Source organism: Winogradskyella pacifica, assembly GCF_003386275.1.
In the GTDB taxonomy this organism is placed as follows: domain Bacteria; phylum Bacteroidota; class Bacteroidia; order Flavobacteriales; family Flavobacteriaceae; genus Winogradskyella; species Winogradskyella pacifica.
On record NZ_QREI01000002.1, the window covers coordinates 51,753 to 68,044 of the forward strand.

At 34.2% G+C, this 16,292-nt stretch carries 16 protein-coding genes; 9 read left to right on the forward strand and 7 right to left on the reverse strand.

Translation table 11 applies throughout. From position 1 onward, the window contains the following. Positions 1 to 47 precede the first annotated feature (47 nt). Positions 48 to 404 carry a DUF983 domain-containing protein gene (locus DFQ09_RS04440; RefSeq protein ID WP_115808462.1) on the forward strand — a complete coding sequence of 119 codons (357 nt, stop codon included), beginning with the start codon at positions 48 to 50 and terminating at the stop codon, positions 402 to 404. Between the two features lie 121 nt (positions 405 to 525). Here DFQ09_RS04440 and DFQ09_RS04445 read toward each other — a convergent pair whose 3' ends face one another. Further along, on the reverse strand, positions 526 to 1,038 hold the full coding sequence (locus DFQ09_RS04445; RefSeq protein ID WP_115808463.1) for a VOC family protein: 513 nt from the start codon (positions 1,036 to 1,038) through the stop codon (positions 526 to 528). A 157-nt stretch (positions 1,039 to 1,195) separates the two neighbouring features. Between DFQ09_RS04445 and DFQ09_RS04450 the strand changes: the two genes are divergently transcribed. Beyond that, on the forward strand, positions 1,196 to 1,471 hold the full coding sequence (locus DFQ09_RS04450) for a winged helix-turn-helix transcriptional regulator (protein ID WP_115808464.1): 276 nt from the start codon (positions 1,196 to 1,198) through the stop codon (positions 1,469 to 1,471). A 344-nt stretch (positions 1,472 to 1,815) separates the two neighbouring features. Here DFQ09_RS04450 and DFQ09_RS04455 read toward each other — a convergent pair whose 3' ends face one another. The 6 genes from DFQ09_RS04455 to DFQ09_RS04480 all read right to left on the reverse strand — a co-directional run bounded on the left by DFQ09_RS04455 (position 1,816) and on the right by DFQ09_RS04480 (position 6,374). Next, complete coding sequence (locus tag DFQ09_RS04455; RefSeq protein ID WP_020897325.1) at positions 1,816 to 2,049, reverse strand: hypothetical protein; 234 nt, start codon at positions 2,047 to 2,049, stop codon at positions 1,816 to 1,818. Between the two features lie 282 nt (positions 2,050 to 2,331). Beyond that, the gene (locus DFQ09_RS04460) at positions 2,332 to 3,021 is read right to left on the reverse strand and encodes a DUF2695 domain-containing protein (RefSeq protein WP_115808465.1); all 690 of its coding nucleotides are present in this window, start codon (positions 3,019 to 3,021) and stop codon (positions 2,332 to 2,334) included. Positions 3,022 to 3,178: 157 nt separating this feature from the next. Next, positions 3,179 to 3,943, reverse strand: coding sequence for a type I methionyl aminopeptidase (gene map / locus DFQ09_RS04465; RefSeq protein WP_115808967.1), 765 nt, complete (start codon positions 3,941 to 3,943; stop codon positions 3,179 to 3,181). A gap of 400 nt (positions 3,944 to 4,343) precedes the next feature. Further along, a complete protein-coding gene (locus tag DFQ09_RS04470) occupies positions 4,344 to 4,898 on the reverse strand; it encodes a GNAT family N-acetyltransferase (RefSeq protein WP_115808466.1) in 555 nt (184 codons plus the stop codon). 223 nt (positions 4,899 to 5,121) lie between these two features. Then, positions 5,122 to 6,003: an exonuclease domain-containing protein gene (locus DFQ09_RS04475; RefSeq protein WP_115808467.1), complete on the reverse strand. Its 882-nt coding sequence runs from the start codon at positions 6,001 to 6,003 to the stop codon at positions 5,122 to 5,124. Next, positions 6,003 to 6,374, reverse strand: coding sequence for a hypothetical protein (locus tag DFQ09_RS04480; protein WP_115808468.1), 372 nt, complete (start codon positions 6,372 to 6,374; stop codon positions 6,003 to 6,005). The genes DFQ09_RS04475 and DFQ09_RS04480 overlap by 1 nt, the downstream gene beginning before the upstream one ends. Positions 6,375 to 6,715: 341 nt before the next feature. On the opposite strand from DFQ09_RS04480, the gene DFQ09_RS04485 reads away from it, so the two are divergent. The 7 genes from DFQ09_RS04485 to DFQ09_RS04515 all read left to right on the forward strand — a co-directional run bounded on the left by DFQ09_RS04485 (position 6,716) and on the right by DFQ09_RS04515 (position 16,278). Beyond that, positions 6,716 to 7,129, forward strand: a complete 414-nt coding sequence (locus DFQ09_RS04485) for an HYC_CC_PP family protein (RefSeq protein ID WP_115808469.1) — start codon at positions 6,716 to 6,718, stop codon at positions 7,127 to 7,129. A 108-nt stretch (positions 7,130 to 7,237) separates the two neighbouring features. Beyond that, positions 7,238 to 11,014, forward strand: coding sequence for an efflux RND transporter permease subunit (locus DFQ09_RS04490; RefSeq protein WP_115808470.1), 3,777 nt, complete (start codon positions 7,238 to 7,240; stop codon positions 11,012 to 11,014). A gap of 15 nt (positions 11,015 to 11,029) precedes the next feature. Next, entirely contained in the window at positions 11,030 to 12,271 is a 1,242-nt protein-coding gene (locus DFQ09_RS04495) for a TolC family protein (RefSeq protein WP_115808471.1), read from the forward strand. A 2-nt stretch (positions 12,272 to 12,273) separates the two neighbouring features. Then, positions 12,274 to 14,631: a multicopper oxidase domain-containing protein gene (locus DFQ09_RS04500; RefSeq protein ID WP_115808472.1), complete on the forward strand. Its 2,358-nt coding sequence runs from the start codon at positions 12,274 to 12,276 to the stop codon at positions 14,629 to 14,631. Between the two features lie 28 nt (positions 14,632 to 14,659). Then, positions 14,660 to 15,265 carry a DUF3347 domain-containing protein gene (locus tag DFQ09_RS04505; RefSeq protein ID WP_115808473.1) on the forward strand — a complete coding sequence of 202 codons (606 nt, stop codon included), beginning with the start codon at positions 14,660 to 14,662 and terminating at the stop codon, positions 15,263 to 15,265. Further along, complete coding sequence (locus tag DFQ09_RS04510) at positions 15,266 to 15,718, forward strand: heme-binding domain-containing protein (protein ID WP_115808474.1); 453 nt, start codon at positions 15,266 to 15,268, stop codon at positions 15,716 to 15,718. A gap of 2 nt (positions 15,719 to 15,720) precedes the next feature. Continuing rightward, a complete protein-coding gene (locus DFQ09_RS04515) occupies positions 15,721 to 16,278 on the forward strand; it encodes a helix-turn-helix domain-containing protein (protein WP_115808475.1) in 558 nt (185 codons plus the stop codon). Positions 16,279 to 16,292: the final 14 nt, after the last annotated feature.

Below are 16,292 nucleotides of genomic sequence, written 5' to 3' on the forward strand. Positions count from 1 at the left end.
AAAAGCAATTTATAATTTGAATTTTGCGGACTAATAAACACGATGTGATGAGTAAAGTTATTAATGCTTTAAATTGTAAATGTCCGAATTGTAAAGACGGTAAGATTTTTAGTGAGAGTGGAAATATCCTATTGTTGAAAATTCCTAAAATGAACGATAGATGTCCAATATGTGATTATAAATTTGAACGTGAAGTGGGTTTCTTTTTTGGAGCTATGTTTGTTAGTTATGCACTTGCTGCAGCAGAAATGATGGCGTGTATGGTTGTATTTTGGAGTCTTATTGATTTTTCGCCCTTACGTGTTTTCTTAATTATTGTGGCGATGGCATTTCTATTAAGCACTCTTAATTTTAAATTGTCGAGGTCTATTTGGATTTATTTATTTTATAAAGAGAAGGTCTAAAGTTGAAGTCATAGAAATGTGTTAAAAAGTTGCACATAAATTACAGATATAATATGCTGGAGTGGTAGTGTAAGTCGGCTAAAACTTACTCTGAAATTTTCATGTTCTAGCCGACAGATTTTTATTTTGAATAAGCACCAGAAGAATAGGTCAGTTCATAACTATGGGTGTAGATCTCGAATACAATTCCAAATGGGTCTTCAACATAGCACATTTTAAAGGGTTTGTCTTCGGGGTAATATTCTCTAATTGGCATGCGTTGTTTGCCACCATAATCTAAAATTTTGGCAATAAGGTCTTCAATATTTGGATCTTGAATACAAAAATGAAATAAACCTGTATTGAAAGGATTAAACTCAGGGGCTTCTTTAATGCCATTCGGAAAAGAAAATAATTCTATGCCAATGCCATCAGAAGTTGCCAAATGTGCAATTTCAAATGCCGTCCAATCGTCGCCAAAGACATCAATACACATTTGTCCAATAGCGGTTTCCGTTTCCTTTTTTACCGTTGATGGCTCCATAATAACATACCAGCCCATAACTTCTGAATAGAATTTTACAGCTTCTTTTATATTTGGAACTGTGAGTCCGATATGTGAAAATGATTTTGGATAATTTTTATTAGTTGTCATAACTTATATTTTAGATTGCAAAATTAAGCTATATTTGTCTCTTGGGCAATAACTTACTAAATAGTGGTATAGTTACCTAAACGAGTAAAATAATGATAATCAATATTATAAAAATATATTTTTGAATAAAGAGTCGAATTGCCCATTGAATTACACCATGAATTTAATAGGAACCAAATGGAAACCCTTAGTCTTATTTCATTTATTAGAAGGTGGTTTACGATCGGGAATATTACAAAAGAAAATTCCAGGGATTTCAAATAAAATGTTTACCCAAACGGTAAGGGATTTAGAAAAAGATGGCCTTATTTCTCGAAAAGTTTATCCTGTAGTGCCGCCTAAAGTAGAGTATACGTTAAGCGCTAGAGGGAAATCGCTCGAGGATATTTTAAAGCGGTTAGATGCATGGGGTTTGGACGATTGTAAGCGGTAATGTGATGTGTTTTATTTTAAATTTGAGACATCGTTTTTTTATAGAGCGTCAAAATTTATAAAAGAGCTTTAGTTAAAAAATAATGCCTTATTACTTGTTGTTTTAAATGTCGAATCATAGGTGGTGTTGAGAATCGTTTTATTCAATTTTAAGAGCGGTCATATATATTTTACTTAGACCATTGTTACTTTCGCTGATATGTTTACTGAAGTCTAAAAGATTAAGATCTTTTCTTCATTTTAAATCATTTCTAGATAACGGCCTTCTTGCGCTCTAAATTAAGGATTATCACATTGATTAATGTAGTAACTTTTTACGTTTTTCTAACATTAGTTACAATGGTTTTATTGCTTTCGTAACCATATCCTAATTTCTTTTCGTAATGAAACTTCAGGATTTGCTAACGGAATTGTTTGTCCAAATTGTTTACTTCTATTAAATTTAAAATAATTAGCCTTATGTTTTTTCCATACGTCAGGATACAGTTCCAAGAACATATTGAAAAAACTTTGTTCACTAATTTTTCCTTCTATTTTAGAAAGGACTTCTTTAAATTTTTGTTCTTGTTCTATAATCATTTTATTCTTTTATGGTAATACATCAAACTTAGCGGTTCGTACTTTATTTTCTTTGGTAGTTTCTAAATTAGTAGTGTTAAAGTGGTTGTTGAGAAGTTTGTGCCTTCGTATAACCGCTAACTATGTTATGTATGACGAGTTGCGTGCTTAAGCACGTAATTTAGCAAATAAAAACCGAATAGACACGAGCGTAGCGAACTGTGCGTAGTAAAAATCCGCAAGGATTTTAGTGGGGTAGGCTAGAACTAGCAATAAATTACATACGTTGTTAGTCATAGTTTTTTATTTTCTAAATATTACTTTATGTATTTTTAAATCAATTTTTGTTCCGTCAATTCCTGTTCTTTCCATAAAGTGCGTTCCCATTGGTTTTCCGATTTCAATTTTTTCAATTCTCGAAAAGTAGTATTCAGCATCTCGTTCTGAAAATTTTTTAAAAGACTCCAATTTTAAATCACGAACCATTTTAGCGAACTGTTTTCCATTTATCGGCTCTATTTCTTTCACAATTCCAATTTCACTTGGTAGTTCTGATTCAGTTCCGTTAAAGAAGTGCATACTTTTTCTAACTCTCTTTTTGGGCTTAAATCCAAATGGTGCAGGAATTAATAATTCTCCGTTTTTCGTATAATTATTATGGTCGTATTCAGAACTTGAAAATAATGCTTTCGTATAAATTCTATTTACGGTCTGTTGAAAATTCAGCGGTATTTTGAAAGGATTTTTAAAGTCCATTTCTTTATTTTCTGACTCTAATTTTAAATCATAATCTTCTGGTAAATTAAATGTTACTTCACAATCACAAAATCCACCATTCGTTTCTAAAACGTCAATTAAATCAGACTTATCAATTCCGTTTTTTTCAGCCCATTCAAAAGTGTATTTTAATGAGTGGTCACAACCGATTTTTTCAATTCGATTTTCTATAAAAACACAAAGTTCAGTTACTTGATTTTCTGTTAGTATCGTCATTTCTTAAATTATGGCTAGCGGCGGTCTTGTATAACCGTCAGTTACGGTCTAGTATGCGTTAATTTTCGGTTTGGCACTGACGCTCGTAATTCCGAGTGGATTCGGACGTAGTCGAATCCGCCGTAATTGCGGTTATACATTGTTGTAGTCAGTTATTTTAGTTCCAAATTTCATTAGATTTTGTTAGAATTACTGGATAACTATCTGTTACAAGTATGGTTTGTTCGTGTTGAGTTACATATCCACCTTTATTACCTACTAAAGTCCAACCGTCATTTAATTCAACAGCAACTGTCGAATTTGTTGAGATGAAAGTTTCTATAGCTACAGTAGTGTTTTTCTTAAATCGTTCTCTATTGCTTTTAACTCTGTAATTTAGAATATTTTCAGGTTCCTCATGTAAACTTCGACCAACTCCGTGACCAGCTAAATTTTTAATTACTTTAAACCCTGATTTTTTAGCTTCCGTTTCAATTAAATAACCAATTTCAGAAATTTTTACTCCGCCTTTGATATTGCTTATTGCTTTGCGTAAAATGTTTTTAGAAGCATCCACAAGAGGTTGATAGTTGTGTAAGTCCTTTCCAATAATAAATGAGCCTCCATTGTCAGACCAAAAGCCATTTAGTTCAGCAGAAACATCAATGTTTATCAAATCACCTTCTTTTAATATTTTGTTTTCGGATGGAATTCCGTGAGCAGCTTCTTCATTTATGCTTATACAAGTGTATCCAGGGAAACCATAAGTTTCATAAGGTGCCGATTTTGCTCCATAACTTTTTAAAATATTACCTCCATATTCATCAAGCTCTTTAGTTGACATACCAATTTCAGCGTATTCTCTCATTAGTTTTAGTGTAGTTCCAACAACTTCACTAACTTTTTTCATTCCGATTAATTCTGATTCTTTTGTTATTGACATTTCGTTTTTTTTTTTTTTTAATGAAATATTCATTTCTTTTTCTGTTTTTTCTTTAAAAACATCAATTATTTTACTCCAAAAAAGTATTAATGTCATCAGGAAGTTAGAAAAATCTGAAATAGTTTTCAAGCTTATAGGTTTATCAACATTCTTTAAGTTTTCAAAATATATTATAAAGTTTTCATCATAATGAGCTCCAGCTTTATTTCGGAAAGTAGATATTAGATTTTCGTATTGATGCTTTTTTTTAATTAATAGCAACAGCGGTCTCTGCTATGAGTAGTTGCGTGGTTTAGAACTTAACTTCGCAAGTACATACCAAGATAAAAATCCGCGAAGATTTTCAGAAGTAGGCGAGAACAAGCAATGAATTATAGCCATTGTTGTAGCCAGTAATTATTTATTTCATTGACATCCATTTCTCCAAACTTATTTCCCTAATGGGATATGCAGGATTCTTAAAAGTCCATTCGTTGTCAATCCATTTCTTTACTGTGCTAAACAGAATTGAGTCAAGTCCGTTTGCAACCTCACTTTGTCGTACCCACATATAAATTTCAGCATCAAAATCAGCCTTTTTAGAAGGTTCAATATATAAGCAGCCAAGGACTTGACTTTCATCAAGGCTTACAACAGTATACGCAAACGAACTTCGCATTTGGAACTCTTTTTGATGCCATCCCAAATCAATCAAATCCTGTTCGAATGATAAATCCTCTGTTGGCCAGTTCCATACTGGAAGGAACATTTCTTGTAAATGGCTAAGACTTGTCATAACCGCATCATAATCTTTTACGACATCGTTAACTGTAAGCATCCTAATTCTGAAATGTTCATTCTCTAATGTATCTGGAACTTTAAAATCCGCAGGTACAAATGAGTTGCTTTGAGAGATAACTATTTGTGGAAGCACAAATAAAATAATTGTTGTCAGAATTAATATTGATTTTTTCATATAGTTGGTTTTATATTGGTTACAACGGTCTTGTCTATGAAAAGTAGCGCTGAAAATAAGCGTTATCTATTCGGATGAAACACAAGCCGAATTTTTAAATTTTACTATTTATTTTATTTTTGGGAAATTGTCAAATTTAAAAATTTGGCGACTTCGTAAAAATGCCCGAACCTTTGTGTTAGCAACGACTCGCGCTATTTTTCATATACGTTGTTAGGCACAGTTATTGCTCACTTTCTTCGACATTTGATTCGTAAAGTGCAACAAAATCGGATTCTTTTAAGATTCTTAATTTTTGTCCTTTTACTTTCAACTCTTCTGCTTTTCTATGTTTTAAACTTTTCTTTTTGCCTGATAATTTACTTAAATCTTGGTCGCCAACAACTAAAAGTGTTGTCTTTTTTGTTACTCCATTTTCAACTTTGCAACCAATTTCGGATGCAAGGATTGAAGCTTCTCTTCTTGGTATTTCTAATGAACCTGTGAAAACCAAAATTTCTCCAAACAGGTTTCCATTTGGATTTCCGTCTTTTGAAACGGATTTATCATAAGATTTTGCATTGGATAAAAGAGGATTGTTCACTCTAATAAACCAATCATCTATTGTGTTCTGCTTTTCGTTAATTGCAGAAATTAGAATATGTGCCGAAGCTTTTGCATCTTCTAACGCATGGTGATGTTTAAATGAATAATCTAATTTTTTACAAACATTTGCTAATCCATAACCTTTATAAGCAAACTCTTCCCAACACCTTCTTGCTACTTTAGCTGTATCAATCCAATTGATTTGCATTAATGGCAATCCGTATTTTACACAAGCTCTATTTATTGAAACCCTATCAAAATGTGTATGACAAACGCAGATATTATTCTCTAAATTTTGTTGTAAAACCTCATATATGTCGGTAAATTTTGGACTTTCAATTACATCTTCTTCGGTAATATTGTGGATTGACTCATTCCAAAAGTCAAAATAATCTTCGGGATTTAATAAACTCGACCATTCCTTTTTAATTTGACCATTCTCATAAACAACAAAACCAATTTGGCAAATCGATGCCATATCAGAATTAGCAGTTTCAACGTCAATTGCTAAAAAGTTCATTAGATTGAATTTTTTAGTTTTTCCAAGTCCATTGTAAATGTAACTCGCATATCAGTTTTCGTACAAGTCAAAACAATTTCTTCGTCTAAATTTAGATTTAAGTCTTCTCCACGAAGTGCTTGCCATTTAGCAATATAATTCAGAGCTCCAATTTTTTCTTTTTTCTTTAATGTTTTATCTACGCCACCTTTATATCCAAGAACTGGTAATTCTCCTCTTTTAGCTTTTTCAGCTAATTCAGGTTCTTTTTTGGCTAAAGCTCTACCAACTTCGTAATTTTTAATCAAACCTTTATCTTCTTGTCGCCAAGTTTCTTCCCAAGAGAGATTCGCTCTGTCTGGTTCTGAAAAACTTCTGTGGATTTTTGTCATTGTCGTTGGTTTTTAATTGTGCCTAACGTATCATATCAACTCAATTCCATTTCACATCCCTTTATGCGTTACGGATAAGATATGTTCTAACACGCTGTTATAAGTTTATAAAGTTACAACATCCTTTCGGTTTTTATATACGTAACTTTACGTAGTGTTATGATAATTAATGATTTATAGACAGGTTCGTTTTTATTGGAATCGCTTTATAAGTTTAAAAGTGGGTGCAGCTTTTTTATACCTTTAAACCGTTTCAAGATGTCCTCAAAGTGCGCTATATAATTTAAACTTCTGTTAAATAAAAAAATAAGTTGTTCAATTTTTGTAACTTCGCAACTCATATGAAAAAAGTCTCTCATAAAATAATGTCTTTAGTGATGGCGTTTGTAGTTTTATTTTCTACATTGTCGTTCACTATTAATATGCATTATTGTGGAGATGCTTTAGTAGAAACAGCGGTTTTTAATAAAACTAAAGGCTGTGGTATGGACATGGCAAATCCTTCAACAGAAGGTTGTGCAATTACCAAAAAGGATTGTTGTAAAAATGAACAATCCGTCGTTGATGGCCAAGATGAACTACAGTTGGCACTCGATAAAATTTCTATAGAACAGCAGGTTTTTATAGCATCATTTGTTTATACGTATATCAATCTTTTCGAAAGTTTAGATGACAATACATCGTCTTATGAAGACTATAAACCGCCACTCGTCCGCAAGCAACTCTTCAAGCTCGACGAGACGTATTTAATTTGATTTTTAAACAATAGACTGTATTATCCGGTGATGTCATTCATTAGGATGATTTTCTGTATGCGGTGTTTTCCTAACATCAATGTCTAATTGTTTTAAATATCAAACTTCATGCTAAATAAGAGCATCAAATTCTTAATAGAGAATAAACTCGTACCCGTTTTATTGCTCGTCCTTTTTGTAGGGTGGGGAACTGTAAATGCACCTTTTGATTGGGATACTGGCTTTTTGCCAAGTGATTCTGTCGCTGTTGATGCTATTCCAGATATTGGCGAAAATCAACAAATCGTTTTCACCAAATGGGATGGTCGTTCCCCACAAGATATAGAAGACCAAATTACCTATCCATTAACCACGTCTTTACTCGGTATTCCTGGTGTAAAAACCATTCGTAGTTCGTCTATGTTTGGCTTTTCAAGCATCTATATCATTTTTGAAGAAGATATTGAATTCTATTGGTCGCGTAGCCGGATTTTAGAAAAACTGAATTCCCTACCAAGTGGCTTATTGCCTCAAGATGTTAATCCTGCTTTAGGACCAGACGCCACTGGTTTAGGTCAAATTTATTGGTATACCCTTGAAGGACGCGATGAAAACGGAAACGTTACTGGTGGTTGGGATTTGCACGAACTGCGAAGCATTCAAGATTACTATGTAAAATATGCCTTATCGTCTGCAAGTGGTGTTTCTGAAGTGGCCTCTATTGGTGGTTATGTGCAGGAATATCAAATTGATGTGAATCCGGAATTGATGCGTCAATACAACATCGGTTTAAGCCAAGTTGTAAAAGCGGTCAAAGAAAGTAATCAAGATATAGGAGCTCAGACTTTAGAGATTAACCAAGCGGAATATTTAGTTCGTGGATTGGGTTATGTAAAGTCGGTAGAAGATATTGAAAACGCCGTTGTGACTTCCGAAGATTACACGGCTATTAAAATTAAAGATATTGCTAACGTTTCATTAGGTCCTGCAGCACGACGTGGTATTTTAGATAAAGAAGGAGCTGAAGTTGTCGGTGGAGTGGTGGTAGCACGTTATGGTGCTAATCCGATGGAAGTGATTACCAATGTTAAAGAAAAAATAGCAGAACTTAAAGGTGGTTTACCAAGCAAAGTTTTGGCAGACGGCCGCACCTCTCAATTAACAGTCGTGCCTTTTTACGATCGTACCGAGCTTATTGTAGAAACATTAGACACCTTAAATGAGGCTTTAACCCTAGAAATATTAATTACAATTTTGGTCATCATTGTGATGGTCTTTAATCTGCGTGCTTCCATTTTAATTTCCGGATTATTACCTGTGGCTGTTTTAATGGTTTTTGTAGCCATGAAATTATTTGATGTGGATGCCAATATTGTGGCACTTTCTGGTATTGCGATTGCCATAGGAACGATGGTGGATGTCGGAGTGATTCTGGCTGAGAATATGATTCGGCACCTCGATGATAAAAAATTGCGACTGCGAGATGATGGTTCAGAATATACCATAAACGAAGTTGTTTACAACGCCACTTCCGAAGTTTCTGGTGCCATTTTAACAGCCGTATTAACCACAATTATCAGTTTTGTGCCTGTCTTTACTATGATCGGTGCCGAAGGAAAATTGTTTAGACCTTTAGCCTTTACTAAAACAATGGCGTTAACGGCTTCCTTAGTGATTGCCTTATTTTTAATTCCACCTTTCGCAGCCTACCTATTTAGAAAAACGACGCTTAAAACATCATTTAGACATATTTTAAATGGTGTGATAATCGCGGCTGGACTTGCTATCGTCATAAGCGGTTATTGGTTAGGCATTGTTCTGATGGCATTTGGAGTCACAGGATTACTAACGCTATTAGGAAAATTAGATACGAAAAAAGCTAACCTCATTAACATCATCATTTCTTCAGCAGCTATTGTATTTCTTCTTGCCGAATATTGGAGGCCTTTAGGTTTTGATCGTAGCATCCTTATCAACTTGGTTTTCGTGGCCATTATCTGCTTCGGAATATTAGGGATATTCTCTGTATTAAGACGTTTTTATGGTCAGATTTTAGCATGGGCTTTAGCAAATAAATTGTTGTTTTTATTAATTCCGACATTCGTATTGGTTTCTGGAGTGTGGATTATGAATAACACCGGAAAAGAATTTATGCCATCCTTAAACGAAGGTTCTTTTCTGCTGATGCCAACCTCATTACCACATTCTGGTGTGGAAGAAAATAAGCGTGTGCTACAGCAATTAGATATGGCTGTCGCGACGATTCCAGAGATTGAAACCGTTGTCGGAAAAGCTGGTAGAACAGAATCGGCTTTAGATCCGGCACCTTTATCCATGTACGAAAATATGATTCAGTATAAATCTGAATACATGCGAAATGCAGAAGGGAAACGACAACGTTATAAAGTTAATGCCGATGGATTGTTTGAATTGAAAGATGGACGACTGTTTTATAATGCAAATTTAGCTGTCAGTTCGAGCGCAGTCGAGAACAAAGCGGAAAACATTTCAACGGCGCCCAATGTGACAAGCAATCATCTCATAGAAGATGCTGATGGTGAATACTATCGTAACTGGCGACCAGAAATTAACAGTCCAGATGATATTTGGAATGAAATCGTAAAAGTCACCAAATTACCAGGAGTGACGTCGGCGCCAAAATTACAACCTATTGAAACCCGATTGGTCATGCTACAAACAGGAATGCGTGCCCCAATGGGAATCAAAGTGAAGGGTCAAGATTTAAAACAAATTGAAGCATTCGGATTGCAATTAGAAACACTTTTAAAACAAGCTGAGGGTGTTAAAGTTGAAGCCGTTTTTGCTGACAGAATTGTAGGGAAACCGTATTTGCTTATCGATATTGATAGAGAAAAAATAGCACGTTATGGTATTTCTATTGAAGATGTTCAAAGTGTGTTAAAAGTAGCTATTGGCGGCATGGCATTAACGCAAACCGTAGAAGGGAGAGAGCGCTACGGAGTTCGTGTGCGTTATCCAAGAGAGTTGCGTGGCAATCCAGAAGACATAAAAGATATTTACATTCCTGTTGAAAAAGGTAGTCCTGTGCCCTTAAGTGAATTGGCAACGATTCGTTATGAGCAAGGTCCGCAAGTGATAAAAAGTGAAGATACCTTTTTAGTCGGTTATGTGTTGTTCGATAAAATAGACGGATTTGCAGAAGTTGATGTGGTAGAAAATGCACAAGCGCTGTTTCAAGAGAAAATAGATTCTGGTGAATTAATAGTTCCAAAAGGGATCAGTTATAAATTCACTGGAACCTACGAGAACCAGTTACGTGCAGAAAAAACATTGGCTGTTGTGGTGCCATTGGCATTAGCCATCATTTTTTTAATTCTTTATTTTCAGTTTAAATCGATAACCACATCGTTAATGGTGTTTACCGGAATCACAGTGGCTTTCGCAGGTGGTTTTATTATGATTTGGTTATATGGACAAGATTGGTTTTTCAATTTTAGTCTCTTTGGTGAGAATATGCGAGATCTTTTCAACATGAAAACCATCAACTTAAGTGTGGCCGTTTGGGTCGGATTTATTGCATTATTTGGAATCGCTACGGATGATGGTGTGGTGATGGCAACCTATCTTACACAAACGTTTGATCGTGAAAAACCTTCTGATAAAATGAGCATTAGAGCTTCTGCTTTACAGGCTGCTGAAAAACGAATTCGTCCATGTTTAATGACAACCGTAACTACCATTTTGGCTTTGCTTCCGGTATTGACGTCCACAGGAAAAGGGAGTGATATTATGATTCCGATGGCCATCCCGATTTTTGGAGGTATGGTGATTGACATTACATCTTACTTTATCGTTCCTGTTTTATATAGTTGGAGAGAAGAGTTTCGATTAAAAAGATTAGAGAAAAAAGAGAATAGAATATAGGTTAAAAAAAACACCATGAGAAATATTAATAATCATAACGTACGTAAAGCAGTCTTGCTTCTTGGTTCTTTACTCTTTGCTCTATCAATTCAAAGTCAAGAATTAGAAACCTATATAAACGAGGCTCTAGAAAACAATCCTGAAATTCAAAAATTCGAGGTGCAGTATAGCATTGCTTCAGAGAAAGTAAATGAAGTTAATGCGCTTCCAAACACTGATTTTAGTGCAGGCTATTTTGTAAGCGAACCAGAAACACGCACAGGTGCACAACGTTTTAAAATTTCCGCAAAACAAATGCTGCCTTGGTTTGGTACAATTACGTCTCGCGAAAATTATGTAAGTGCATTAGCAGATGCTAAATATGAAGACATCGTAATCGCTAAACGAAAATTAATGACATCAGTGTCACAATCGTATTACAATTTGTATGAAAATAGCGCAAAGCAAAAGGTGTTAGAGGAAAATATAAAACTGCTTGAAACATACGAAACACTAGCTTTAACTTCCGTTGAAGTTGGTAAAGCATCAGCCGTAGATGTATTACGATTACAAATGCGACAGAATGAAATGGAACAATTATTAGCGGTTTTACGTCAACAATTCTACGCAGATCAGACTACTTTTAATAAGCTCTTAAATCGTGATAAATCAATTAAAATTAAAGTAAGCGATTCATTACTAATGCCTTCCGAAGATATCGAAGTTATTACTGAAGATTTAGCATTACATCCAGAATTACTAAAATATGATAAGTTATATGAGTCAGTGGCACAATCTGAATTATTAAATCAGAAAGAAAGCAGTCCAATGATAGGATTCGGATTAGATTATATCGCTGTTTCAGAAATGCCAAATATGGATTTTAGTGATAACGGAAAGGATATCGTAATGCCAATGGTTTCTTTATCTATTCCAATATTCAATGAAAAATATAAATCGCAAACCAAACAAAACGAGCTGCAACAACAAGAAATTGAGTATCAAAAATTAGAACGTTTTAATACTTTAGAGACGCTTTTAGATAAAGCTATAAACGATAGAATTTCATCTAGAATTTCTTATGATACGCAAACTAAAAATTTAAAACAAGCAAAGGACGCGGAATCAATCTTAGTAAAAAGTTATGAAACAGGAACTATTGATTTTAATGATGTATTAGATATTCAGGAATTACAGTTGAAGTTTCAAATGAATCAAATAGAGTCGATTAAAAACTATTATGTACAATCGACAATTATTAATTATTTAAGCAACTAAAAATGGAAAAACTAAAATATATAATAGTGCTCATGCTAATTGCCACGCAATTTTCATTCGCACAATCCAAAGAAGGAAACAGTGACAATCTACCTGTAAAAGAATACACACTAACCATAGATAAAAAAACGGTTAATAAAGCGGGTAAAGATGTGATGGGAATGACTGTTAATGGTACCATTCCTGGTCCGGTTTTAGAATTCACAGAAGGAGAATATGCGGTAATTTATGTTAAAAATAATATGGATGTTGAAACGTCTATTCATTGGCATGGACTGCTACTGCCTAATTTTTATGATGGAGTTCCTTATTTAACCACACCACCTATTGCACCTGGAACAACTTTTAAGTATGAGTTTCCTTTAAAACAGTCCGGAACCTATTGGTATCACTCGCACACGATGTTACAAGAACAAAGTGGAGTTTATGGGTCTTTTGTAATTAAGCCTAAAGAACAAAAATTAGAGTATGATAAGGAAATGGTATTACTATTATCGGATTGGACGAATGAAAAACCGATGAATGTTTTAAAAAATTTAAAGCGAGGCAATGAATGGTATAGTATGAAAAAAGGAACTGCTACACCTTTAAATCAAGTGATAGCCAGAGGTGCACTTGGAGCGCAGTTAGATTTTTGGAGACAACGAATGGAAGGAGCTGACATTGCAGATGTATATTATCCTGCATTTTTGATTAATGGGGAAGAACGAATAGAATATCCAGAGTTTAAACCTGGTGAAAAAGTTAGGTTACGAATTATCGATGGTGCTGCATCCTCTTCATTTTGGATGACTTTTGGTGGCGGAATGCCAACTTTAGTGTCTGCAGATGGACTCGATGTTGTTCCTGTTAAAAAGAATAAAACCTTTATTGGTGTTGCTGAAACATATGATTTTATAGTAACCATTCCAGATAATGGGAAATTAGAATTTAAAATTACGGCTCAAGATGGATCGGGTACAGCATCTGCGTTTTTTGGTAATGGCGACATATTGCCAGCTATGGAAGTTCCTAGACCAGATAAAATTGCGATGATGCAACAAATGGCGAAGATGGATATGAAAATGGGAGCTCACGCTTTAAAATTTCAACCTAATAAAGATGAGCGCCACGAAATAAAGGCGGAGTACGGTATGCAAATGGATCATTCAAAAATGAACCATGATGAAATGAACATGGATAAGTCTAAAGATTCAATGACGCCTAAAAAGGTAGATCATTCAAAAATGGATCATAGCAAAATGACTATGGAGGAACCTCAAAAAGAAGTTATGGATAGTAATATCGAGCATTCTAAAATGGATATGGAGGATAAGGATATGAAAATGGACGAGATGCAAAGTATGAACATGTTTTCGGAGTATAATTATGATTACTTAAAATCACCAGAGAAAACAACGTACAAAAAAGACGATCCAGTTAAAGAAATCCTATTAAATCTTACAGGTAATATGAACCGCTACATTTGGAGTATGAACGGTGTGCCCTTAAGTGAAGCAGATAATATTAAAATAAAAGGAGGTGAAGTAACACGGATGACTTTTAATAACCTTACAATGATGCATCATCCTATGCATCTTCATGGTCATTTCTTTAGAGTTATCAATAAAAATGGCGAATACTCACCATTAAAGCACACGGTAAACGTTCCACCAATGCAAGAAATTACTATTGAGTTTTATGGAGATGAGTATGGAGATTGGTTCTTTCATTGTCACATATTATACCATATGATGAGCGGTATGGCAAGAATTGTCAGTTATGATACACCTCGTGATGAGCGTATGGAGCCATATCCAGTTTCAAACCTAATTCATGAAGCAGACCAGTTTTATTCATGGTCAATGTTAGACGTTGCTTCGCACATGACAGAGTTTAGTTATGTGGCATCAAACCTACGTAACCAATTCAATGTTTCGGCAGAGTATGGTTGGAATCAAAACCTTGAAGCCGAAGTAACTTACGAGCGTTACTTGCACGATTATTTAAGAGTATTTGGTGGTGTTAACATTGAAAATGAAATGGAAGACTCAATTGACGATATTGAAACGACAGCTATTGCAGGAATCCGATTTTTAACACCTTATTTGTTTAATCTCGATGTCCGTATGGATAGTAAATTAAGACCACAAATAAGCTTAAGCAGAGAAATAATGATTTTTCCAAGAACAGCCATTTTTGGAAACTACGAATATCAAGCTGATTTTGGTTGGGTAAACGATCTGCCTTCAGGAGATAACTTTGACAATGAAGTGACTTGGAGTGTTGGAATAGAATATTTTTTATCAAAAAACTTTTCACTTATGGGAAGTCATGATAACCGTTTTGGAACTGGCGGAGGCTTATCAGTTCGATTTTAATCACATATTAATAAACACACAAAAAACAATGAAAAATTTAAAAGTAACAACAGCAATTTTAGCAATAGCTCTTATAGGCTTTACTGCAATGTCTTGCAAAGACGGTAAAAAAGAAGTATCAAATGATGAGATGCACTCTGAAATGAATCATGATAACAGTGATGGACATCACGATGGAGAAGAAAAAGAAATGGCTATGAGCGACGATCAAAATGGAAGCTCTGAGAATATATTAAAAGATTATTTTAATCTGAAGAACGCGTTGGTAGCAGATGATGAGTCTAAAGGAAAAGAATTAGGTGCAATCTTAGTAAAAAGTTTGGGTAATCTAGATGTTTCAAAATATACGGATGATCAAAAATCAGAACTAAATGACATTATTGTAGATGCAACGGAACATGCAGAACATATTTCAGAGAGTCCAATGGAGCACCAACGTGAACATTTTAAAATTTTGAGTAAAGATGTCACGGATATGGTTGCAATTACTGGAACAGAAAACACATTATATGAGCAGTTTTGCCCAATGTATGATAAAGGAAGCGCTTGGTTGAGTATGAGTAAAGATGTTAAGAATCCTTATTATGGAAGTAAAATGTTGACTTGCGGAAAAGTGCAAAAAGAGATTAACTAAATGAGAATTGTTAAAATCATAGCATTAGTATTATTGGTAGCGTTTGTAGGCATACAGTTTGTGCCGACAGAGCGCAATCAAAATGAAAGTGTTCCTGCTACTGATTTTATGCTAGTTAATGATATTCCTAAAAACATTGAAAACAAGCTCAAAACATCATGTTATGATTGTCACAGTAACAACACCCAATATCCTTGGTATAACAAAATACAACCTGCAGCTTGGTTTTTAGAAGATCATATAACAGAAGGAAAATCTGAATTAAATTTTAGTGAATGGGGTTTATTATCAAACCGCAGAAAAGCAAGTAAATTTCGGTCAATTATAAAGCAAATTGAAAGTGGAGAGATGCCTTTAGATTCTTATACATTGATTCATAAAGATGCTGAATTTTCAGAAGAAGATAAAACAACAATCATTCAATGGATGACTCAATTAAAGACTAATCTTTAAAAATGAAAGAAATAATCTACATAAAAAACATGGTTTGTAACCGTTGTATCGCTTCGGTTTTAGCAATTTTTAATTCTGAAAACTATGATGTAGAATCTGTAGAGTTAGGTAAAGTTGTCGTCGTAAAAGGTGTAAATAGTAATGCTGAAAATTTAAAGAGAACACTTTTAAGTACCGGTTTTGAAATTATCGAAAATGAAATAGATACTTTAATTGAACATATAAAAGTGAAGCTTATTCATAAAATTCAATTAGGCGAGACAGAGGATTTATTTAAAATTTTAGCTGAAGAATTTGGGAAAACGGAAACTGCTATAAGTAAGTTGTTTAGTAAACATGAAGGGCTTACACTAGAGAAATATACTATCAATTTAAAAATTGAAAAAGTAAAAGAATTAATACAACTCGGACAATTAAATTTTTCTGAAATAGCCTATACCTTAAACTATAAAACAAGTAGTCATTTGGCAAGGCAGTTTAAAGCGATTACGGGAATGTCGATGTCTGACTATAAAAGCTTGCAAGATTGGGACAGAAAACCATATGACCAAATTGTATAAATAAGAATCAGAAT